This window comes from Providencia sp. (assembly GCF_040396775.1).
Taxonomy (GTDB): Bacteria; Pseudomonadota; Gammaproteobacteria; order Enterobacterales; family Enterobacteriaceae; genus Providencia.
On the sequence record NZ_JBEBNT010000008.1, the window covers coordinates 91,987 to 113,177 of the forward strand.

Annotated in this window: 20 protein-coding genes; 12 read left to right on the forward strand and 8 right to left on the reverse strand. The window is 41.8% G+C overall.

The window, feature by feature from the left end; translation table 11 throughout:
- Nucleotides 1-33: 33 nt before the first annotated feature.
- The 3 genes from moeA (at nucleotide 34) to ABWP91_RS10905 (ending at nucleotide 2,553) form a co-directional block, all read left to right on the forward strand.
- On the forward strand, nucleotides 34-1,275 hold the full coding sequence (moeA, locus tag ABWP91_RS10895; protein WP_353243303.1) for a molybdopterin molybdotransferase MoeA: 1,242 nt from the start codon (nucleotides 34-36) through the stop codon (nucleotides 1,273-1,275).
- Nucleotides 1,276-1,280: 5 nt separating this feature from the next.
- Entirely contained in the window at nucleotides 1,281-2,027 is a 747-nt protein-coding gene (moeB, locus tag ABWP91_RS10900; RefSeq protein WP_353243304.1) for a molybdopterin-synthase adenylyltransferase MoeB, read from the forward strand.
- 190 nt (nucleotides 2,028-2,217) lie between these two features.
- Nucleotides 2,218-2,553, forward strand: a complete 336-nt coding sequence (locus ABWP91_RS10905) for a zinc ribbon domain-containing protein YjdM (RefSeq protein ID WP_353243305.1) — start codon at nucleotides 2,218-2,220, stop codon at nucleotides 2,551-2,553.
- A gap of 82 nt (nucleotides 2,554-2,635) precedes the next feature.
- On the opposite strand, the gene ABWP91_RS10910 is transcribed toward ABWP91_RS10905, so the two are convergent.
- The 4 genes from ABWP91_RS10910 to ABWP91_RS10925 form a co-directional block, all read right to left on the reverse strand.
- The gene (locus tag ABWP91_RS10910) at nucleotides 2,636-4,234 is read right to left on the reverse strand and encodes an ABC-F family ATPase (RefSeq protein ID WP_353243306.1); all 1,599 of its coding nucleotides are present in this window, start codon (nucleotides 4,232-4,234) and stop codon (nucleotides 2,636-2,638) included.
- Between the two features lie 205 nt (nucleotides 4,235-4,439).
- Nucleotides 4,440-5,279 carry a taurine dioxygenase gene (tauD, locus tag ABWP91_RS10915; protein ID WP_353243307.1) on the reverse strand — a complete coding sequence of 280 codons (840 nt, stop codon included), beginning with the start codon at nucleotides 5,277-5,279 and terminating at the stop codon, nucleotides 4,440-4,442.
- A 191-nt stretch (nucleotides 5,280-5,470) separates the two neighbouring features.
- Complete coding sequence (locus ABWP91_RS10920; protein ID WP_353243308.1) at nucleotides 5,471-5,929, reverse strand: GNAT family N-acetyltransferase; 459 nt, start codon at nucleotides 5,927-5,929, stop codon at nucleotides 5,471-5,473.
- Nucleotides 5,930-5,954: 25 nt separating this feature from the next.
- Nucleotides 5,955-6,530, reverse strand: a complete 576-nt coding sequence (locus ABWP91_RS10925) for an LOG family protein (RefSeq protein ID WP_353243309.1) — start codon at nucleotides 6,528-6,530, stop codon at nucleotides 5,955-5,957.
- Nucleotides 6,531-6,870: 340 nt separating this feature from the next.
- Here ABWP91_RS10925 and rhtA point away from each other — a divergent pair, with 340 nt between their 5' ends.
- Both rhtA and dps read left to right on the forward strand, forming a co-directional pair.
- The gene (gene rhtA / locus ABWP91_RS10930) at nucleotides 6,871-7,758 is read left to right on the forward strand and encodes a threonine/homoserine exporter RhtA (RefSeq protein ID WP_353243310.1); all 888 of its coding nucleotides are present in this window, start codon (nucleotides 6,871-6,873) and stop codon (nucleotides 7,756-7,758) included.
- A gap of 334 nt (nucleotides 7,759-8,092) precedes the next feature.
- Nucleotides 8,093-8,596, forward strand: coding sequence for a DNA starvation/stationary phase protection protein Dps (dps, locus tag ABWP91_RS10935; protein ID WP_353243311.1), 504 nt, complete (start codon nucleotides 8,093-8,095; stop codon nucleotides 8,594-8,596).
- Nucleotides 8,597-8,673: 77 nt separating this feature from the next.
- Here dps and dinG read toward each other — a convergent pair whose 3' ends face one another.
- Entirely contained in the window at nucleotides 8,674-10,791 is a 2,118-nt protein-coding gene (dinG, locus tag ABWP91_RS10940) for an ATP-dependent DNA helicase DinG (protein ID WP_353243312.1), read from the reverse strand.
- A gap of 240 nt (nucleotides 10,792-11,031) precedes the next feature.
- Here dinG and ABWP91_RS10945 point away from each other — a divergent pair, with 240 nt between their 5' ends.
- Complete coding sequence (locus tag ABWP91_RS10945; RefSeq protein WP_219244245.1) at nucleotides 11,032-11,193, forward strand: YohO family small membrane protein; 162 nt, start codon at nucleotides 11,032-11,034, stop codon at nucleotides 11,191-11,193.
- A gap of 37 nt (nucleotides 11,194-11,230) precedes the next feature.
- Nucleotides 11,231-12,070 carry a 3-mercaptopyruvate sulfurtransferase gene (gene sseA / locus ABWP91_RS10950; protein ID WP_353243313.1) on the forward strand — a complete coding sequence of 280 codons (840 nt, stop codon included), beginning with the start codon at nucleotides 11,231-11,233 and terminating at the stop codon, nucleotides 12,068-12,070.
- Nucleotides 12,071-12,149: 79 nt separating this feature from the next.
- Here the strand turns inward: sseA and ABWP91_RS10955 are convergent, their stop codons facing one another.
- From ABWP91_RS10955 to rhlE, 3 genes are all read right to left on the reverse strand, one after another.
- Nucleotides 12,150-12,398, reverse strand: coding sequence for a GlsB/YeaQ/YmgE family stress response membrane protein (locus ABWP91_RS10955; RefSeq protein ID WP_125893372.1), 249 nt, complete (start codon nucleotides 12,396-12,398; stop codon nucleotides 12,150-12,152).
- A gap of 150 nt (nucleotides 12,399-12,548) precedes the next feature.
- Complete coding sequence (gene dusC / locus ABWP91_RS10960) at nucleotides 12,549-13,490, reverse strand: tRNA dihydrouridine(16) synthase DusC (RefSeq protein ID WP_353243314.1); 942 nt, start codon at nucleotides 13,488-13,490, stop codon at nucleotides 12,549-12,551.
- Nucleotides 13,491-13,790: 300 nt separating this feature from the next.
- Nucleotides 13,791-15,131: an ATP-dependent RNA helicase RhlE gene (rhlE, locus tag ABWP91_RS10965; RefSeq protein ID WP_353243315.1), complete on the reverse strand. Its 1,341-nt coding sequence runs from the start codon at nucleotides 15,129-15,131 to the stop codon at nucleotides 13,791-13,793.
- A 280-nt stretch (nucleotides 15,132-15,411) separates the two neighbouring features.
- Between rhlE and ABWP91_RS10970 the strand changes: the two genes are divergently transcribed.
- The 5 genes from ABWP91_RS10970 to ABWP91_RS10990 are packed head-to-tail and all read left to right on the forward strand — an operon-like array spanning nucleotide 15,412 to nucleotide 21,160.
- Nucleotides 15,412-16,110 (forward strand): CerR family C-terminal domain-containing protein, encoded by a 699-nt coding sequence (locus tag ABWP91_RS10970; RefSeq protein ID WP_219244250.1) that lies wholly within the window; start codon nucleotides 15,412-15,414, stop codon nucleotides 16,108-16,110.
- Between the two features lie 54 nt (nucleotides 16,111-16,164).
- Nucleotides 16,165-17,160, forward strand: a complete 996-nt coding sequence (hlyD, locus tag ABWP91_RS10975; RefSeq protein WP_353243316.1) for a secretion protein HlyD — start codon at nucleotides 16,165-16,167, stop codon at nucleotides 17,158-17,160.
- 9 nt (nucleotides 17,161-17,169) lie between these two features.
- On the forward strand, nucleotides 17,170-18,909 hold the full coding sequence (locus ABWP91_RS10980) for an ATP-binding cassette domain-containing protein (protein ID WP_353243317.1): 1,740 nt from the start codon (nucleotides 17,170-17,172) through the stop codon (nucleotides 18,907-18,909).
- The gene (locus tag ABWP91_RS10985; protein ID WP_353243318.1) at nucleotides 18,906-20,045 is read left to right on the forward strand and encodes an ABC transporter permease; all 1,140 of its coding nucleotides are present in this window, start codon (nucleotides 18,906-18,908) and stop codon (nucleotides 20,043-20,045) included. The genes ABWP91_RS10980 and ABWP91_RS10985 overlap by 4 nt, the downstream gene beginning before the upstream one ends.
- A gap of 8 nt (nucleotides 20,046-20,053) precedes the next feature.
- Nucleotides 20,054-21,160 (forward strand): ABC transporter permease, encoded by a 1,107-nt coding sequence (locus tag ABWP91_RS10990; protein ID WP_353243319.1) that lies wholly within the window; start codon nucleotides 20,054-20,056, stop codon nucleotides 21,158-21,160.
- The last annotated feature ends 31 nt before the right edge of the window (nucleotides 21,161-21,191 follow it).

The following is a 21,191-nucleotide window of genomic DNA, read 5'->3' on the forward strand; positions in this document are numbered from 1 at the left end:
CAAGGCATATCACAATAATGAGGGTCATTATTTATGGATCAGTGTCATACTAACGATTTGATTTCTTTAGATCTTGCATTGGAAAAATTACTTTCTCAGACCAAAACCGTGACAAGCACAGAAATCATTCCACTGACTTCATCCGCGCAACGGATCATTGCCACTGACCTAATTTCCCCTATCAATGTCCCTCCCTTTGATAATTCAGCAATGGATGGATATGGCTTGCGTTTTACGGATTGGGATGGAAAAACACCGATGCCTGTGGCAGGCAAGTCGTTCGCAGGTAACCCGATGGAAGGTGAGCTAAAAGCTGGTTGTTGCGTGCGTATTATGACTGGCGCCCCTATTCCGCAGGGCGTTGATACGGTAGTGATGCAAGAATCAACCGAACAAACAGATGATGGCATCCTATTTACTCAACCAATCAAAAAAGGTAGTAACGTCCGTAAAGCTGGCGAAGATATTGCCCAAGGCAGTTCAGTGTTCCCTGCCGGAACTTTACTCACAACAGCTCAATTGCCATTAATCGCCTCACTCGGTATTGCTGATGTAACAGTTTATCGTCGCTTAAAAGTGGCCGTGTTCTCAACAGGGGATGAGCTACAAGCTGTGGGCCAACCACTCAGTGACGGGCAAATCTATGATACCAACCGCTTTACTGTTCGCTTGATGTTAGAAAAGCTCAATTGTGAAGTGTTAGATTTAGGTGTGATCCCTGACTCCCCTGAAAAACTAAAACAAACCTTTATTGAAGCAGATAAACAAGCCGATTTAGTGATCAGCAGCGGTGGTGTCTCTGTCGGTGAGGCCGACTACACCAAGCAAATTCTTGACGAGTTAGGTACCATTGGTTTTTGGAAATTAGCCATCAAACCGGGTAAACCGTTTGCCTTCGGTAAACTGAGCAATTCTTGGTTTTGCGGGTTGCCAGGAAACCCTGTTTCTGCCGCACTAACTTTCTACCAACTGGTTCAGCCGTTGATCGCCCGCCTTGCAGGCAATAGCCAATGGCGTGCACCACTACGTTTCAAAGTGCCAGTCATCACCCCATTGAAAAAAACACCGGGTCGTCTGGATTTTCAACGCGGTATTTTAAGTACCAATGAGCAAGGCCAGCTTCAAGTTGCTACAACAGGCCATCAAGGTTCACACGTATTTAGCTCTTTTAGCTTAGCGAACTGCTTTATCGTGTTAGAAAGAGAACGTGGCCGCGTCGAAGCTGGTGAAACCGTTGAAGTTGAAATGTTTAACTACTTATTAAAAAGCGAATAATCACCGTGCAAGAACTTAGCGATAACGAAATGCTCCGTTATAACCGACAGATCATCCTTCGCGGTTTTGATTTTGATGGGCAAGAAAAACTCAAAGCGGGAAAAGTACTGATCATTGGCTTAGGAGGCTTGGGTTGTGCCGCAACACAATACCTTGCGGCGGCGGGTGTTGGCCATTTAACGTTAGTTGATTTTGATACCGTATCGCTTTCTAACTTACAACGGCAGATTTTGCACCGTGATACCACAATTGGCGAACCCAAAGTTGATTCTGCAAAGTCGCAACTTTGTGCGATTAACCCCCACATTCATATTGATGTGGTTAATGCGCAACTTGAAGATGCGCAGCTGAGTGAGTTAATTACTCACCATGATGTCATCTTAGATTGCACCGATAATGTCGCCATTCGTGAGCAACTCAACCGTTTGTGCTTAGCGCAGAAAAAACCGTTAGTCTCTGGCGCCGCAATACGAATGGAAGGCCAACTGTCTGTTTTTACTTATGAAGATAACACTCCCTGTTATCACTGTTTAAGCCGTTTATTTGGTGAAAATAGCTTAACCTGTGTTGAAGCGGGTGTGATGTCTCCACTCGTTGGAACTATCGGCACATTAGAGGCGATGGAAACCATTAAACTGCTCGCCAACTATGGCAAAGTGAATGCAGGTAAAGTCCTACTGTTTGATGCGATGACGATGGATTTTCGCCAGTTTAAACTGAGCAAAGACCCACACTGTGAAGTCTGCCGCTAAGGTGAATTAATTGTCCAACTAGGCGAAATTATTTTCGCCTTTTTAATCTCTTCTTAGTTACTAAATTAAGATTAATCCGAAAAAATAATTTATTTGCCCTTTGAGCTTATACTATCTCTCTTTTGTGGTGCCTGTACGTATAAACATCACCACGTTTTATTATTTTGATAATGCTACTGAGAGTATGAATATGCAATTCCCTCCTTGCCCGAAATGTCAGTCTGAATACACCTATACTGATAACGATATGTATATTTGCCCTGAATGTGCGCACGAATGGAATGACGCAGAACCAGTGGCAGAGATTGATGAACTGATTGTTAAAGATGCCAATGGCAATCTGTTAGCGGATGGCGACACCGTCACTGTGGTCAAAGACCTGAAAGTAAAAGGCAGTTCGACCATGCTCAAAATCGGTACGCGTGTGAAAGGTATTCGCTTAGTCGAAGGTGACCACAATATCGATTGTAAAATTGATGGTTTTGGCCAAATGAAGCTGAAATCTGAGTTTGTGAAAAAGAACTAGGTAACCCAGTTTCTCATTTTGACAAACAAAAACCCCCAGTCACATTACGTCACTGGGGGTTTTGTTTTTAGGTAAAGTACGATTATAGAACAACACCTTGGCTTGTCAGGTATTCATCATAAGTACCTTTGAAATCAACAACTTTATCTTCTTTGATTTCTAAAATGCGACTTGCCAGTGAGCTAACAAATTCACGGTCATGGGAAACAAACACGAGTGTTCCTTGGTACATCTCAAGTGCTAAGTTCAATGATTCGATGGATTCCATGTCCAAGTGGTTGGTTGGCTCATCCATAATCAAGATATTTGGTTGTTGCATCATCAACTTACCAAATAACATACGCCCTTGCTCACCACCAGATAACACCTTTACTTTCTTCTTAATGTCATCTTGTGAGAACAATAAACGGCCTAAGATACTGCGCACTGCCTGTTCATCATCACCTTCGTTTTTCCACTGGCTCATCCAGTCAAAAACGTTCAGATCAGTTTCGAAATCTTCGGCATGGTCTTGTGCATAGTAACCAATACTGCTGTTTTCTGACCACTTAACCATCCCACTTGTTGCAGGCTGATCACCCATTAGGGTTTTTAAGAATGTCGTTTTACCGATACCATTCGCACCGATAACTGCCATTTTTTCACCGACTTCAAGCAGCAAATTAACATTCTTGAAGAGCAGGCCTTGGTCATAACCATTCGCAACTGCTTCTAACTCAAGGGCATTACGGAACAGTTTTTTCTCTTGTTCAAAACGAATAAACGGGTTTTGGCGGCTAGAGGCTTTAACTTCATCCAATTGAATTTTATCAATTTGACGCGCACGTGATGTCGCTTGCTTCGATTTAGATGCGTTAGCGCTAAAGCGGCTAACGAAAGATTGCAACTCAGCAATTTGCGCTTTTTTCTTCGCATTATCAGAAATTAAGCGCTCACGAGCTTGTGTCGCTGCAATCATATATTCATCATAATTACCCGTGAATAAGCGCAATTCACCGTAATCTAAATCCGCCATGTGCGTGCAAACCGTATTGAGGAAGTGCCTATCATGGGAAATAATGATCATGGTGCAGTTACGATCATTCAGGACTTGCTCTAACCAACGGATAGTATCAATATCCAAGTTGTTCGTCGGCTCATCGAGTAACAAAATATCTGGGTTAGAGAACAAGGCTTGAGCCAGTAGTACACGCAGCTTCCAGCCTGGTGCAACTTCACTCATTGGGCCATAATGTTGCTCAACAGGAATACCTACACCCAGTAGTAATTCACCCGCACGTGCTTCTGCACTGTAACCATCCATTTCACCATAAGCGACTTCCAAGTCAGCGACGCGGTAGCCATCTTCTTCGCTCATTTCAGGTAATGCGTAAATACGGTCACGCTCTTGTTTCACATTCCACAATTCGATATGGCCCATAATGACCGTATCTAGAACAGTGTATTCTTCAAATGCGAACTGATCTTGGCGAAGTTTACCAATACGCTCATTCGGATCCGTTGTGCTGACGTTACCCGCCGTTGGGGTTAAATCACCACCTAAGATCTTCATAAACGTCGATTTGCCCGCACCATTTGCGCCGATTAAACCGTAACGGTTGCCTGTACCAAATTTAACTGAAATGTTTTCAAACAGTGGCTTGCTGCCAAACTGCATAGTGATATTGTTGGTTGTTAACACTGCTATGCCTTAAATTAAACGGTGTAGAGTTACCTGTCTTAAAGAATGTTCATCATAGAAAAAACAAACAACACTGCTTTAAACAGTAAGAAAAACTGAGATTTCTATGACCTGTAATACGACGGGTATAAATAGCGGCGCATTATGCCATAATCGAACGCTTAGATCTTGTGCTGTTTTTGATAATCTTCATTTCACAGTCATTCTAATAAGGTACACCGCCAATGATTGTCGCCCTGTGCATAATACGTCTTTCAGGTAAATAATCTGCTGTCGCATAGTGTTGTGTGATTTGATTATCCCAAATTACCATATCATCTTTTTGCCATTGCCAACGCACCTGAAACTCAGGTTTATTAATATGTTGGAATAAAAAAGCTAATGTTGACTCACTCTCTTTTGGTGTTAACCCAATGATACGCGTAGTAAAACCTTCATTAACAAACAAGGCTTTTCGCCCTGAATGTGGGTGCGTTCTAACGACAGGGTGCAATACTGGCGGGTTATTTTCTTTCGCTTTCAACCATCTTGAATAACTCTTTTCTGAATGATTAAAACGGTACTCTGGGAATGATTTTGTAAAGTCATGCACGGCTTGTAAGCCAATCAACATATGTTTCCACCGAACAGACAATGCACTATAAGCCGCAACACCACTGGCCCATAAGGTATCCCCACCGAATTCGGGAATATGCTTTGCTGCTAAAACAGCGCCCATTGGCGGTGTTTCAATAAATGTCACATCGGTATGCCAATTGTCATTATCAGGTGGGTTATGTTCATCCGTATCAAGTACCATTATCTCTTTACATTCAGGTGTATGAGGGTAAATCGGATGTGTGTGTAATAAGCCAAACTGCTGCGCAAGTTGTTTTTGCCGTTTAGGTTGTATAGGTTGATTCCTGAAAAAAAGAACATGATATGCCTGCAATGCATAGTTCAACCCTGTAAACTGCTTATCATCTATTTCTTGAGCTAAATCGATACCACTAATAAGAGCACCTAATGCGGGTGAAATTCGTTTTATTTTAAATGGATATTCCATATAACCCCTAGCCATTTTCATTTTAATGTAAAAATGAAAATAATCTAATTTAGGCGTTTTAAAAATATCAAAAAAAATAAAGTTAATATAAAACAATATATTAAAAATATAATTATGTTAGTAATAGATGATAGCTAATTAGCATGTAAAAAATAGGATGAATCGGCCGTATTCGGCCGATATGCGGTAAATTATAACTTAATGCCCATGGTGCGAGTAATTTCAGATAAGCCTTCACGCTCATAAAAACGAATCGCATTATGGTTCTGCGCTAGTACAGATAACTCTAAGTGGCCAAATTGCTTGCTTTTCGCCCAATTTTTCATGCCATCAAGTAACTGGCGCCCTGTTCTCTCGCCACGAAAATCTGGGGAGACAATCAAATCAAAAACGTAGGCAAAATCCCGTGGAACCATGCAATTGTAAGGAGCCGCCGATTGGTGCTGAGCAATACAAAACCCTTTAACTTCACCATCAAATTCAGCCACTAACAGATGGAACTTATCATCAACAATGGCATTTTCAATAAATGCTTGCGACTGTTCAGCTGGTTTCATACGCTCAGGGTCAAGCAACGCCATTTCAGTAAATAAGGTCTGATAGAGGGATAAAACTGCCTGTAAATCATCACGTGTAGCTTCTCTTATCATCATTTTCCCATTATTTTTACATAGCTTAATCGTATGTTTTTACTGGCGGTGCAATATAAGATTCAAAGCTATCAATTAACGCCGCTGGCGAATCGTTAACAATCGCCATATGACGATACTTTTCGTGTAAAAAGCCTTCATCAGCCATTTTATTTGTCATGTCAATTAATGGCTGCCAATAATTATTGATATTGAACAATGCACAAGGTTTGGTATGCAAGCCAATTTGGCTCCATGTGAACACTTCTGCATATTCTTCTAACGTGCCATATCCGCCAGGTAAAGCAACAAAGGCATCCGCCAGCTCAATCATTTTGTTTTTGCGTTGATGCATTGTGTCAACTTTATACAACTCGGTCAGGTTTTTATGTGAAATTTCACGCTCTTCGAGCAATGAGGGGATAACGCCTATTGCCTTGCCACCTAACGATAAAACGGTATCGGCAATTGTGCCCATAATGCCAACACTGGCGCCACCATAGACTAGTGTAATATCACGCTTGACCATCTCTTTAGCAAACTCAATGGCTTTTTGCTGGTAGATCTCATGTTTGCCCATGCTAGAGCCGCAATATACTGCAATACTTTTAATTTTTCCCATTACGTCCTCGTTTTTCATTTTATTATGACTTTTTAGTGAAAAAAGGATTATACGGGAGCGTTAAAGAAGCTCAATCCCGATTATTTATCATAATAAAATTCTGTTAATCTCTTTTTATACCATTGCTATTTCACTAAACCAATATCGATTTTCCTTATAGCGCATTTGCATCCCCATCAGCGAGTGCTATGAGGCAATAAACAAATATAAAGCGAAGCTATTTTATGCGATAATCAGGCTGAATTATTTTTCATCGTAATATTTTAATTTTTATTTAACACGAATTGCTTTTACCCCGTGTTTGCTTACTTAGTGACGTTTTTCTGAGGTTTTATTATTTATGTCTGCCGATACCAAAAAGAGCGCATTTCCACTATTACCAATAGGGTTATTATTGCTAGCGATGACCTCAATTCAAAGTGGAGCGTCTTTAGCTAAAACATTATTTCCTCTTATCGGCGCTCCAGGTGTAACAGGTTTACGCTTATTACTGGCCACCATCATCTTATTTGTTATCTTTAAGCCTTGGCGTTTAAAGTTTAGAAGAAGCTCATTAGTTCCATTGTTAACCTATGGGTTATCCCTCGGAACAATGAATTACCTATTTTACCTATCTCTTGAACGCATCCCGCTTGGGATTGCGGTTGCACTAGAATTTACAGGTCCATTAGCGGTTGCGATGTTTTCTTCTCGTAGACCCATTGATTTTCTGTGGATTGGACTGGTCATTGTTGGATTACTCTTTTTGCTGCCAATCGGTGATAACATCAACTCCATCGACCCACTTGGTGCCATTTATGCATTAGGGGCAGGAGTATGTTGGGGAATTTATATTATTTTTGGCCAGCGCGCAGGGGCGGGTTACGGTGCAGCAACAGTGGCAATTGGCTCCTTTATTTCTGCTCTTATCTTTTTCCCTATCGGTCTAATGCAAACAGGCTTTGAGGTGATGTTCGACCCTGCCATTTTGCCTCTCGCTTTAGCCGTTGCTATTTTATCGACAGCGTTTCCTTATACTCTTGAAATGATTGCCTTAACACGCCTTCCGGCAAGAACATTTGGTACGTTAATGAGCCTAGAGCCTTGCATGGGCGCATTCCTCGGTATTGTTTTCTTGCAAGAGCACCTTACGGTAACCCAGTGGTTAGCCCTGTTGTGCATCGTTTGTGCCTCTATCGGCTCAACATCAACAGCCTCACCCAAACCAAAAATTGAAGAGGTTACGTAGAAAATCAAATAATGCCTTGTTTTTTGCGTATTAATTAGGTTAATAAGCTTATTCATTCAGTTTATTAACCTGTTACCTTGCCATTAACATTTCATATTTTTGTCATATTTATTTATTAAAGCTGCTTTATATTAATATTTATTTCACCTATCGCACTTATTGCAAAAAACAATTAATACTCAGCAGCCACAATAAAATCAAGTGTAATAAACCATATCGAATCCACCTATTAAATTAATCGTTTATTACACTATGACAAATTAAACTGAATATTTTATATTTATTAACAGATGAGGTTATTAACCAGTTTCAATATTTAAAAAGAGGATGAACCATGAGCACAGCTAAATTATTTAAAACATCTTCAACTGAACTTTTATATACACGTAACGACTTGGAAGATAGCGTAAAATTAGAAACCATTGGTATTTTAAATGTTATGGTAGTTCATTTTACAGACTTATCTTTAATGACTAAACAGGCTCACTGGAACATGCGTGGTCGCAATTTCATTGCCATCCATGAAATGTTAGATGGCTTTAGAACCACATTAGTTGAGCATTTAGACGAATTTGCAGAACGTGCCGTCCAATTAGGCGGGGTTGCGATTGGTACCACACAAGAAGTTAACCGATTCACTTCCCTAGAAGCTTACCCTATTAACATTCACAGCGTACAAGATCACCTAAAAGCACTCGCAGACCGTTATGCTGTTGTTGCAAATGATATTCGTAAAGCCATTGATGAAGTCGAGGATGAAGACACTGCGGATATGTTTACCGCCGCATCCCGCGATATGGATAAATTTCTGTGGTTCTTAGAAGCAAATATTGAGTAATGTCGCGCAATAGAGTCAATTTAAATTGACCTGAAGGCCACTTAATTGTGGCCTTTTATTTTAAGGGCATGTGGAGACTATTTTTTATTTATCTCTTTCGGCATTTCAGGTTGCTCAATTGGAAAAACAGGCAACGCATTTAATAAACGCTTCCCATAGTTTTTAGTCAGCAATCGCTTATCATAGATAATAATTTCCCCATAGCATTCATGACTGCGAATTAAACGCCCTGCTTGCTGAATTAAATTAAAAGAAGCACTTGGCAAACTTTGCACTTCAAAAGGATAGCGTTTTAAGGATTTTAACCAATCCCCTTCGGTCACAATAACGGGGTTCGTCACAGGTGGGAATGCAATTTTATGAATATGTACCTGTGTTAAATACTCGCCTTTTAAATCAAGCCCTTCTGCAAATGATTGTAACCCAATCAATGCACTCACTTGGCCTTTGTTCACTCTTTCACAATGAGTCTCAACCAAACGATAGCGTGGCTGGTCCCCCTGAACCAACAGCTGTAAACGCAAGTCTTTTACGTGCTCCAGAAACCCTTCCATCGCCCTTTGGCTACTAAATAACACCAAAACACCACGATGCTGCCCCTGGGTAAATTGCTCACGGAAAAAACTAGCCATTTCAGCAAGATGCTGTGGCTCATTGGCTATTACCGGTTCATATTCCATCTGAGGAATAATAATTTTTCCTTGCTCAATATGGTTAAACGGTGAAGAGAGTGTCACAAAATGGTCATCGCTCTTTTCAGATAACCCCGTTAATTCCATAAAGCGTGAATAGCTATTTAAGGAACGGAGTGTTGCAGACGTAATAACAATGTGAGGCACATTACGCCACAACAGATGCTGTAGCTGCTCACTCACACGAATTCCCGCACAATGCATAAAGATACGAGATTGATTCTTTTCATAGCGCCGGCTTAACCATTTCGAAACTGGTGCCCCTGAACTTTGCTCAAGCGCTGCTAATCGCCAAAGTTTTGCCATATTCTCAAAATAGCCCATCGCACGGCTCGTTGTTAATATAGAACGGTGTAAACGCACGATATCTTGTTTTGCAGTTTGCTCCGTCAAATCATTTAATATAGATTCCGCTAAACCTTTTAATGCATCCGTTTGTTTAAAAAGATCTTGGCAACACAGTTGCATTGCCTCTGGTAATACACCTAACGGGAAAAGGTACTCGCTTTCCTTTGACGTTTCAGGCAACACGGCATTCGCAAGCAATGAAAAATCACGGAACGTCTCACGCAATTTTTCGGCGTGTAGCTGTAATTTTTCTGGATTTGCCAATTTAGGGGGTTTAGCTGGGCGAAACTGCGCTAAATATTGCCCCACATGACTCATAAAATTGTCTACTTGGGCATTCAATTGCACTAATGTAATTTCACCTTCTACCTCTAAAGCATCCCGAGCAACATCAGGTACATGGTGCCCCTCATCCAAAACTAGGAGTAGCTTTTTAGGGTCAGGTAACACTGACTCGCTTTCCATTGCCGCCATCACTAAAGCATGGTTAGCCACAACGACATCTGCATCTTCAATCTCACGCCTTGCAATAAAAAACGGACATCGTTGATAAAATTGGCAATTGCGCCCTAAGCAATTCATTTTGTCCGTACTGACTTTACGCCATAAACTATCGGGAAAAGCCCGTTTGTGGTGATCCCGTAGGCCATCCCATACAAAGGCATTGAAGTCATTACGTAATTGCTGGCAAATTGCCCGCTCTTCACTACTGGCTATCTCCGTTTTATCTTCCACCAGCAGCATTAAATCAATTTGTTCCCCTTCCGCAGCGCAAATAGCCTCTAAATTTCGTGGGCAAACATAACGAGCACGGCCAAAGGCACCTGTGAATTTTAAATCTGGAATAATTTTGCTCAGTAGCGGTAAATCTTTACTAAAAATTTGGTCTTGCAATGCCACGTTTGCCGTACTCACAACCAGCGTTTTACCTTCTTCCCTTCCTACTGCAATGCCCGGTATTAAATACGAAAGCGTCTTTCCGACTCCAGTTGGCGCTTCTATAACCAAATGGCGGCCACCATCATCCGCTAAGTTTTTAGCAACTTCCGCGATCATTTGGCGCTGTGGCGCTCGGGAAACAAACCCATCAATTTGTAGTGACAACCCTTTATACCACTGAGTTATTTGTTCTTTAATTTTGTTTGATAGGGACATAAATTACGCTGATGACCAAATGTGAGAGGTAAGGTAACGAAAATAACAACGGCAGGAAAACGCGAAAAATAACATTTGCCAACCGCTTCGCAAAACTACTGTATTAAAACCCATTATACATAAAAATTGGGAAGCCTTTTGCAAAACACCAATTCAGAGGCAGAAAAAATCGCTTTTAACTTGTTTGCAACACTCATCCAGTTATACTTTGGGTTCTTATTTCTACGCAGGCTATATAAAATGAAAAAGGTTGTTATCGCACTTTGCGCATTATGCGCTTTTGGTTCCGTAGGCGGCATCGTCCTTGCAGGGATGAACATCTACACTCGTTCCACAACCCCGTTAGAGCAGGGGCAACCACAATCACCATCATTATTGCCTGCGCCAAACCAAGTTCAATAGCTGCGAATAATTTATCAACCCAGGATGGAGATAGCTTATGTACAACGATTATTTTGTAAGTCCTCAATGGCTTAATACGCATTTATCTGACGGTAATATCATTGTACTTGATGCTTCGTCTCCTCCACCGACTGCCCCCTATGACTGCCGTCAGCATTATTTAGAAGAGCATATTCCAAACGCGCAGTTTTTCCACCAAGATGAAATCGCGGATAAAACCTGCGACCTACCCCATATGTTGCCAAGTGCAGAAGTCTTTAGCCAAGCCGTTGGCGCAATGGGAATTGATAATGACACCCAAGTTATCATTTATTCGCAGAATAATTTATTTTCATCACCACGTGCTTGGTGGACATTCACAACAATGGGATGCAAAAACGTAAAAATCCTTTCTGGGGGGATTGAAGCTTGGAAAGCGGCAGGTTTTACCACTCAATCAGGTGAAATTACTCCACCTGCTCACAAGCTGTTTAAAGTCTCACGTAAAGATACAAATGCATTAAATCAGCAGCAAGTGCTTGAGGTTGTTAGTGAAGGTCAAATACAAATTATTGATGCTCGAGCAGCCCCCCGCTTCCATGCACAGGCACCAGAACCTCGTCCGGGTTTACGTATGGGCCACATTCCGGGAAGCAAAAATGTTCCTTGGGACTTGTTAGTGGCTAATGGCGAATTTAAATCACCAGAAACGTTAAAAGCCATCTTTGCAGAGCAAGGCGTAGATATCCAAGCGCCGTCAATAACCACCTGTGGGTCTGGAATGACAGCCGCGGTGGTTCTTATGGCATTAACGCTATTAGGTAACACGAACGTGCGTTTATATGATGGCTCATGGGCTGAATGGGGCCAAGATAATGGCTTACCAATAGAACCTTAGTATTTAAACTCACATAAAAAATAAGCCACTCCTATTAAGTGGCTTATTTCAGAATTTTTATTGGCTTATAAGCTAAGCACTATTTACCAAATAGCCCAGCTAAAAAGAGCACCACAATGGCACCTATCACCGCGACAACAAAGCTGCCAAAGTTAAAACCATCCACCTTACCTTTGCCGAAAAATGTACTGATATAACCACCGACAACAGCCCCAACAATCCCGAGCACGGTTGTCATAATAAAACCCATATGATAAGTACCTGGCATCAACCACTTAGCTAAAACACCCGCAATCAAACCAAAAATGATCCATGCAATAACGCCCATTTAAAGCCTCCCAAGACTAGGTTTTCACTCAAAAATGATTGAGAAAGTACTCAATCATCGGTATTAGATACGCCCACTATATATCTTAAGTAAAGACCCAATAAGTAAAATTCGCAAATAAAAATAATAACACAACAAAATTGTTTATAATTATTGTCTAACGCTTTGCATAATTACCGCTGCAATCTGCTCTGCATTTTTTAAGGCTCTTACTTGTGAAAATAGCGCATCCGCTTCTTGATATTCTTTGCGTAAATAACCTAGCCACTGTTTAATGCGAGCAGCATGGTAATGTCCTGTATCACCGAGCTTCTCTAGCTCTGTGTATTTCAGTAGCAAGGATTCAACCTGCTTCCAAGGCATCTTAATTTCATTATATTTAATTACACGGCTAAGGTTTGGTGTATTAAGCGCCCCTCGACCAATCATAACCGCATCACAGCCTGTCACTTCTAGACAACGCTGAGCACTGCCATAATCCCAGATTTCACCATTCGCGATAACTGGAATTGATAACCGACGGCGGATTTCACCGATGGCTTGCCAGTTAATACGCTCTGCTTTATAACCATCTTCTTTTGTGCGCCCGTGCACCGTTAACTCCGTTGCCCCCGCCTGCTGGACAGCATCCGCAATTTCATGAGCAAATGAAATACTGTCCCAACCTAAACGCACTTTAACTGATACAGGGAATTCGTTCGGCACAGCGTCACGCATCGCCTTGGCTGCCCGATAAATTAAATCTGGCTGCTTTAGTAAAGTCGCACCGCCACCATGACCATTGACTGTTTTTGAAGGGCAGCCACAATTTAAATCAACTCCCCATGACCCTAATTCAATGGCACGATGTGCATTTTCAGCTAACCACTGAGGGTGTTGACCAAGTAATTGAACGCGTACTAGGGTGCCCGACTGTGTTCGGCTTTCATATTTAAGCTCAGGGCATAAGCGGTAAAATGTTTTTGCGGGTAATAACGTATCAACGACTCGCACAAATTCACTGATACAAAGGTCATAATCATTAACCGCAGTTAATAAAGAACGAACAAGGGGGTCTAAAACTCCTTCCATAGGAGCTAATAAAACACGCATAAATGGCTCACACAAAAAAACGACAAAGGTAAAATTCAATTTTTATGGAATATAGACAGTACCAACCCATTCAACAGGCAAATAAAGGCACTAATTTAAGCCGACTATAATACCTTTTCTTGGCTAAATAAGTCGAAAATTAATTTTAAAAGAGGGGGAGATAACTCCAATCAAACGATTGGTTTAAGTGGGTGTTTAAAAATAAAAAAGTGGATTTTAAGGGAATAAAGCGGAGCCTTACCCCCTTAAAATTTAATGCAATCTTCTTTTTGCGAACAACCACATCATTTTTTATAACAATTAGCCGTCATTACGCCCTTGTTTCACTTTCTTTTGTGCATTTTTCCAAGGAGAGGAGGACGCTGAGCTTTTATTACCACCTGATTTTACAGCTGGCGAATGGCTACGACGTGGTGACTTAGTATTGTTACCATGGTTTCTATCACCAGAGCGACGCTCATTACGCTGTGGTGTTTTTTGAATTGGCTCGGCTTTAATGGATGGATCTGGCTCATAACCGTCAATCGCCATCAGTGGAATCGATTTTTTCAGCAGTTTTTCGATATCTTTAAGTAACTTAGCCTCATCGATGCACACTAATGATACCGCCATACCAGTTGCATCTGCACGACCCGTACGACCAATACGGTGAACATAGTCTTCGGCAACATTTGGTAATTCAAAATTGACCACATAAGGCAGTTGCTCGATATCAAGGCCGCGAGCTGCAATGTCAGTTGCCACTAAAACACGAATATCTCCTGATTTAAAATCCGCTAAAGCACGAGTTCTTGCACCTTGGCTCTTATTACCATGAATAGCTGCGGCTTTAACACCATCTTTATTCAAGTGTTCAGCTAAACGGTTTGCCCCGTGCTTTGTTCTTGTGAAAACAAGAACTTGCTGCCAGTTATCACGGCCGATCATAAATGACAATAACTCAGCTTTACGCTTTTTATCCACTAAATGAACATATTGCGTTATTTGCTCAGACGCTGAATTTCGTGGTGCAACCTCGATAGTAACAGGGTTATTTAGCAATTTATTCGCAAGCTGTTTAATGTCATCAGAAAAGGTTGCTGAAAACAGTAAATTTTGGCGTTTTTTAGGTAATTTATTGATAACACGACGAATATCGTGAATAAAGCCCATATCTAACATACGGTCAGCTTCATCCAATACAAACATTTCGACCTGAGAAAGGTCAACCGCATTTTGATGTTCTAAATCCAATAAACGACCAGGTGTGGCGATTAAAATATCAACCCCACCACGCAGTTTCATCATCTGCGGATTAATACTCACTCCACCAAAAACAACAAATGAACGAATACGCAAGTGGCGACTATATTCTTTTACATTCTCAGCAACTTGAGCCGCAAGTTCCCTCGTTGGCGTCAAAATTAGTGCACGGATTGGCCGACGGTTATTACCGCGAGGGTTAGAAACCAGCTTTTGTAAAATCGGCAGCGTAAAGCCTGCCGTTTTCCCCGTTCCGGTTTGCGCACTAGCAAGAAGGTCGTTTCCTGCAAGCACTGCGGGGATAGCTTGTTGTTGAATAGGCGTTGGACTTTCATAGCCTAACTCATTAATGGCAAGCAAAATTTCCTCGTTTAACGCGAGGTCTGAAAAAGTTGTCAAATTAAATTACTCCGGGCTTCACCGCTTCAAGTTGATTGTGGCAGTTCTGGGGGAAGTGAGTCAGAAGAAAAAGCACAAACTGCCGTGCGACATTGCAAAATTCTAACATTATTTGATGGTGATAAATATATTAATTTAGTTTGGGTAATAAATTAATATAAAATTCCCTCTATATAGTATATATACTTATACAACACTATGAGTTGTCGTTTATGACCCCTTTTAAACATAAAGAGCCAATTAGAGCTTATAAGATATGATTTAATTCTGATTTAAAGGAATGTTTATGAATATAAATTCGTCACCAACCTTGCGGGGAGAAAACGCAAAGTTACAATTACTACTTACAGCAGCAGATGTTTATGGAGAACAAGGGATTGATGGAGCTACCACCCGCAAAATAGCACAAGCCTCAGGGCAAAATATTGCGGCTATTTCCTACTATTTTGGTTCCAAAGAAGGGCTTTATTTAGCTGTCGCAAAAATGATCGCTAAAAATATTAAAGAGAGTTTTCATGATGTGTTTAGCGCCATTGACCATTTTTTAAATCAACCTGTTAATGAAAGAACACCTCAGGAAGCTCTTGATTTACTGCAAAAAACGGTCATCGCCTATAACTATTTCCAATTGGAAAAGAAAAACTTAAGCTTTTCTCGTATATTAGCACGTGAACAACTCAACCCCACAGAAGCCTACACCATCATTCATGAGCAAGCTTTAGGCCCTATCCATTCACGCCTAAACCGCTTAATCGCTGTTTATATTGGGGCTGACCCCAATCACCTCACCACACTTATTCATACTCATGCTATTTTAGGTGAAACGCTGTCATTTCGCATCGCGCGAGAAACGTTATTACGCCAAACGGGGTGGAAACATATCAATGAAAATGAATTTAAAATTATTAATCAAGTCCTTATTGAACACACAAATATATTATTAGCAGGACTACGTCACCGCAAACAGATTGAAAAGTGATATGATTAAATCATTAAAGTGGAAAAATTTTTTGGCGATTAACTAGGGTTAGCGATGAACAATAAAAGCCGTTCTATTTTTGTTTTTATTATTGTCATATTAATCGGCGTAACAGTTGGCGGTTATTATTACTATCAATCTCAACAAGATAAAACATTAACGTTATATGGCAATGTTGATGTACGAACGGTTAATTTGAGTTTTAGAGTGTCCGGCAAGCTCGTGTCCTTAGCCGTTGATGAGGGCGCGCGCATTGCAAAAGGCGATAAACTAGGCCAATTGGATGATGCACCTTTTATTAATGCATTGAATAAAGCTAAAGGTATGAGAGAAAGTGCCAAAGCACAGTTAGCGTTAAAAGAGAGCGGTTACCGCACCCAAGAAATTGCCCAAGTTGAAGCTGAAGTCGCCCAACGACAAGCTGCTTGGCAATACGCGGATAACTTTTATAAACGTCAGCAAGGCTTAGCGGCTTCTCGTGTCATTTCCGCCAATGACCTCGATAATGCAAAAAATAACCGTAATCAAGCCTTTGCTGCTCTTCAAGCCGCTCAAGACAAACTAAACCAATACCAAAGTGGCTTTCGCCAAGAAGAGATAGCCGCGGCAAGAGGGGAATGGCTGCAAGCAGAAGCCGCTGTTGCCCAAGCAGAACTCGATTTACAAGATACCGTACTAGTCGCCCCTTCCGATGGCACTATTTTGACTCGAGCCATTGAGCCGGGTACCAATGTTGGTGCAGGAAATAGTATTTTTAGTGTTACCCTTACGCACCCTGTTTGGGTGCGTGCCTATGTCAGCGAGCCACACCTTGGGAACGCCATTCCAGGAGCAAAAGTCACGCTCTACACCGATAGCCGCCCTAACCAACCGTACCATGGTACGATTGGTTTTGTTTCCCCCACCGCTGAGTTTACCCCTAAAAGCGTCCAAACCCCTGATTTACGGACTGATTTAGTTTATCGATTACGTATTATTGTTGATGATGCAGACGATGCTTTGCGCCAAGGAATGCCTGTTACCATTAACTTTGCAGATAACAAACAGTAAGAAATAGCCATGAGTGATGATTACAGCATCCGTCTTCAAGGGGTCGAAAAAAGCTTTAGTGGCTTAGATTCGCCTGCGGTTGAAAGCCTCACAATGGGCATTCACGGTGGGTCTGTCACCGGGTTGGTGGGTCCCGATGGCGCAGGTAAAACGACGTTAATGCGTATGCTCGCTGGGTTGCTTAAACCTGACGCAGGGCAGATTAGTGTCATGGGGTTAGACCCCATTAAAGACAGTATCGCAGTACGGGCAAACCTTGGTTATATGCCGCAAAAGTTTGGTTTGTATGAAGATTTAACGGTTCAAGAAAATTTGGACTTATACGCCGATTTGCGCAGTGTTATTGGGGAAGAGCGCGAAAAAACTTACCAACAATTGCTTTCATTCACTAACCTTGCCCCTTTTACTGAGCGCCTTGCGGGTAAGCTTTCAGGTGGTATGAAGCAAAAACTGGGTTTAGCCTGTACCTTACTGGGTAAACCGAAAGTTTTGCTATTGGATGAACCCGGTGTTGGTGTTGATCCTATCGCAAGACGTGAACTCTGGCAGATGGTTCACACCCTTGCTGATGATGGAATGTTAATATTGTGGAGCACTTCATACCTTGATGAAGCCCAGCAATGTAAAGAGGTTCTACTTCTCAATAAAGGCCAATTGCTCTATTCGGGAAAACCTGAGTTATTAACACAAAAAATGGCGGGTCGTTCCTATTTACTTGAAGTTCCAGCCGCACAAAAACGTACCGTACTGCAAAATGCACTCGTGCTTCCTGAAACCACAGATGGCGTGATCCAAGGCCGTTATGTCCGCCTAATTTTGAAGCCTGATGCGTCTCAAGAAAGCCTGTTAAATGCGCTCAACATGCAAGAAAGTAAGCTTATAGCCGCACAACCCCGGTTTGAAGATGCCTTCATTGACCTTCTTGGCGGAGGCCCTTCCCACCGCTCAGAATTAGCGGCTATTGTACCGCAGATCCCGCCTAACCCACAGGAAACCGTGATTGAAGCACGTAATCTGACTAAAAAATTTGGTGATTTTGCTGCAACGGATCACGTCAATTTCCAAGTCAAACGTGGTGAAATATTTGGATTACTAGGGCCCAATGGTGCAGGGAAATCCACAACCTTTAAAATGATGTGTGCCCTGATGAAACCCACTGAAGGGCAAGCTTTAGTGCTGGGTATGGATTTAAAAACCAGTTCTAATAAAGCAAGGCAACACCTTGGCTATATGGCACAAAAATTTTCGCTCTATGGCAATTTAAAGGTGGGGCAAAACCTAAAATTTTTCTCTGGGGTTTATGGATTACACCATAAAAAACAGTCTGGCAAAATCCAAGAAATGGTGGATGCTTTTAGCTTTAACCCCATTATTAATCAAATCACTGAATCCCTTCCTTTGGGTTATAAGCAGCGCCTTGCCCTTGCCTGCTCACTCATGCATGAGCCCGATATTTTATTTTTGGATGAGCCCACCTCAGGCGTCGACCCATTAACTCGCCGAGAGTTTTGGTTACATATCAATGGAATGGTAGATAAAGGGGTAACCGTAATGGTGACGACCCATTTTATGGATGAGGCAGAATATTGCGACCGAATAGGGCTGGTTTACCACGGTAAAATTATCGCTGCGGGCACACCTGATGAGCTAAAACAGCAAGTTGCCACTAATGATAACCCAGATCCCTCTATGGAAGATGCGTTTATCGAGCTCATTATGAATTACGACAAACAACAGGAGGCAAAATGACGCATTCCGCCCCCTATTTTTCATGGCGCCGGCTAAAAGCGTTGTGCTGGAAAGAAACCAAACAGATTGTCCGCGACCCCAGTAGTGCCCTAATTGCAGTGCTGATCCCATTGATGCTGCTATTTATTTTTGGCTACGGCATTAACTTGGACTCCAGTAAATTACGCCTTGGTATTTTAATGGAGCAACAAAGCCAGCCTGCACGGGAACTTGTAGATACCTTTACAGGTTCCCCTTTTGTTGACGCGACGGTCAGTGATAACCGAAAAGCGTTAACCAACAAAATGCAAGCCGGTGAAATTCGTGGAATTGTCGTGATCCCGGTGAATTTCTCTGCGCAGCTGCTGCAACCTGAAGGGCACGCTGCGATACAAATTATCACCGATGGGAGTGAACCAAACACCGCCAACTTTGTTCAAGCCTACACCAAAGGCGTCTGGCAAATATGGCAGCAACAACAAGGTGAAAACCATGCAGATGCGGTTTCACCATTAATTGAGCTCAATATGCGCTACTGGTTTAATGAAGCGGCAATCAGTCAACATTTTATTATTCCAGGCGCTATAAGCATTATTATCACTGTTGTTGGGGCGATTTTAACGTCACTGGTGATTGCCCGTGAATGGGAGCGCGGCACAATGGAAGCCTTGCTTTCAACTCAAATTACTCGCACTGAATTGTTGCTCTCAAAATTATTACCCTACCAAGTTCTCGGCACTTTTGTGATGGTGCTGTGCATGGTCGTGACAACCTTTGTTCTGGGCGTTCCCTATCGCGGGTCATTATTAGTGCTGTTTGTTATAACGAGCCTATACCTTGCTACCGCTCTTGGCATGGGGTTATTAATATCCACCATTACCCGCAACCAATTTAATGCCGCAATGGTGGCCTTAAATGCCGCATTTTTACCCGCGATAATGCTATCTGGATTTATTTTTGAGATTGATAGCATGCCTGCCATCATTCAGTGGGTAACCTATTTTATCCCAGCGCGTTACTTTGTCAGCAGCTTGCAAACGTTGTTCCTCGCGGGGGATATTTACTGGGTATTGCTGATTGATTTTTTATTATTGATTGCCTCAGCAATCTTATTTATTGGTCTGACGGCGCTAAAAACACGCCGCCGCCTTGATTGAGGTGCTCTATGTTTTATCGCTTATACACCTTAATTATGAAAGAATTACAGTCATTATTACAAGAACCGCAAACACGGGTTATTTTGATTTTACCTGTGATTTTTCAAATGATTTTGTTCCCACTTGCGGCCACATTAGAAGTAACAAACACCACCATTGCCATTTTTGACCAAGATGGCGGTAAACACGCTGTTGAGCTTACTCAACGGTTAGCTAAAGCCAGTGCATTTTCCCACGTGTTGCTGGTTAAAAGCGAACATGAAGTACGCGACACTCTCGATAACCGTAAAGCTCTGCTAGCCGTGCGTTTTAGCCAAAACTTTAGTGCAAATATCGACTCACATTCCCCTGCGAATATGTTGCTGTTACTTGATGGGCGTAATTCAAACAGTTCACAAATTGCGGCGAGTTATGTCGAACAGATTGTAATGCAATATCAGCAAGAGTTAACACAAAACCAAATTAAACCCAATAATAGTGAGTTGGTTATTCGCAACTGGTATAACCCAAACTTAGATTATAAGTGGTTTATTGTGCCCTCTTTAGTGGCGCTCATTACAACGATTGGCGTGCTGATTGTGACCTCCCTTTCCATTGCACGTGAGAGGGAACAAGGGACGTTGGATCAGCTACTGGTTTCCCCATTAACAACATGGCAGATTTTTATTGGTAAAGCGGTACCGGCGTTAATTGTCGCAACAGCCCAAGCAAGCCTTGTATTGGTTATTGGGATTTTTTGTTATCAAATTCCGTTTGCAGGCTCATTGCTACTGTTCTACGGCACAATGCTATTTTATGGTTTGTCATTAGTGGGGTTTGGCTTGTTAATTTCAGCCCTTTGCTCGACACAGCAACAGGCTTTCATTGGAGTGTTCGTGTTTATGATGCCAGCTGTACTGCTATCTGGTTATATATCCCCTGTCGAGAATATGCCTGTTTGGCTGCAAGACATCACTTGGGTTAACCCTATTCGCCACTTTACTGAAATCACTAAACAAATCTACCTAAAAGACGCTGATTTTTCAGTGGTTTTTCAAAGTTTATGGCCATTACTGATTATCGCTATTATCACCAGTTCTGCGGCGTATTATCTCTTTAGAAAGAAAATTGCCTAGTTCAGTTATCAAGGCGAATAGATTTAGCGTT

Bases quoted from the DNA above. Each gene is read 5' to 3' on its own strand.
- moeA (WP_353243303.1), top strand. From the start codon at position 34: ATGGATCAGTGTCATACTAACGATTTGATTTCTTTAGATCTTGCATTG.
- ABWP91_RS10905 (WP_353243305.1), top strand. From the start codon at position 2,218: ATGCAATTCCCTCCTTGCCCGAAATGTCAGTCTGAATACACCTATACT.
- tauD (WP_353243307.1), bottom strand. From the start codon at position 5,279: ATGGAATATCCATTTAAAATAAAACGAATTTCACCCGCATTAGGTGCT.
- ABWP91_RS10920 (WP_353243308.1), bottom strand. From the start codon at position 5,929: ATGATAAGAGAAGCTACACGTGATGATTTACAGGCAGTTTTATCCCTC.
- ABWP91_RS10925 (WP_353243309.1), bottom strand. From the start codon at position 6,530: ATGGGAAAAATTAAAAGTATTGCAGTATATTGCGGCTCTAGCATGGGC.
- rhtA (WP_353243310.1), top strand. From the start codon at position 6,871: ATGTCTGCCGATACCAAAAAGAGCGCATTTCCACTATTACCAATAGGG.
- dps (WP_353243311.1), top strand. From the start codon at position 8,093: ATGAGCACAGCTAAATTATTTAAAACATCTTCAACTGAACTTTTATAT.
- dinG (WP_353243312.1), bottom strand. From the start codon at position 10,791: ATGTCCCTATCAAACAAAATTAAAGAACAAATAACTCAGTGGTATAAA.
- ABWP91_RS10945 (WP_219244245.1), top strand. From the start codon at position 11,032: ATGAAAAAGGTTGTTATCGCACTTTGCGCATTATGCGCTTTTGGTTCC.
- sseA (WP_353243313.1), top strand. From the start codon at position 11,231: ATGTACAACGATTATTTTGTAAGTCCTCAATGGCTTAATACGCATTTA.
- ABWP91_RS10955 (WP_125893372.1), bottom strand. From the start codon at position 12,398: ATGGGCGTTATTGCATGGATCATTTTTGGTTTGATTGCGGGTGTTTTA.
- dusC (WP_353243314.1), bottom strand. From the start codon at position 13,490: ATGCGTGTTTTATTAGCTCCTATGGAAGGAGTTTTAGACCCCCTTGTT.
- ABWP91_RS10970 (WP_219244250.1), top strand. From the start codon at position 15,412: ATGTTTATGAATATAAATTCGTCACCAACCTTGCGGGGAGAAAACGCA.
- hlyD (WP_353243316.1), top strand. From the start codon at position 16,165: ATGAACAATAAAAGCCGTTCTATTTTTGTTTTTATTATTGTCATATTA.
- ABWP91_RS10980 (WP_353243317.1), top strand. From the start codon at position 17,170: ATGAGTGATGATTACAGCATCCGTCTTCAAGGGGTCGAAAAAAGCTTT.
- ABWP91_RS10985 (WP_353243318.1), top strand. From the start codon at position 18,906: ATGACGCATTCCGCCCCCTATTTTTCATGGCGCCGGCTAAAAGCGTTG.
- ABWP91_RS10990 (WP_353243319.1), top strand. From the start codon at position 20,054: ATGTTTTATCGCTTATACACCTTAATTATGAAAGAATTACAGTCATTA.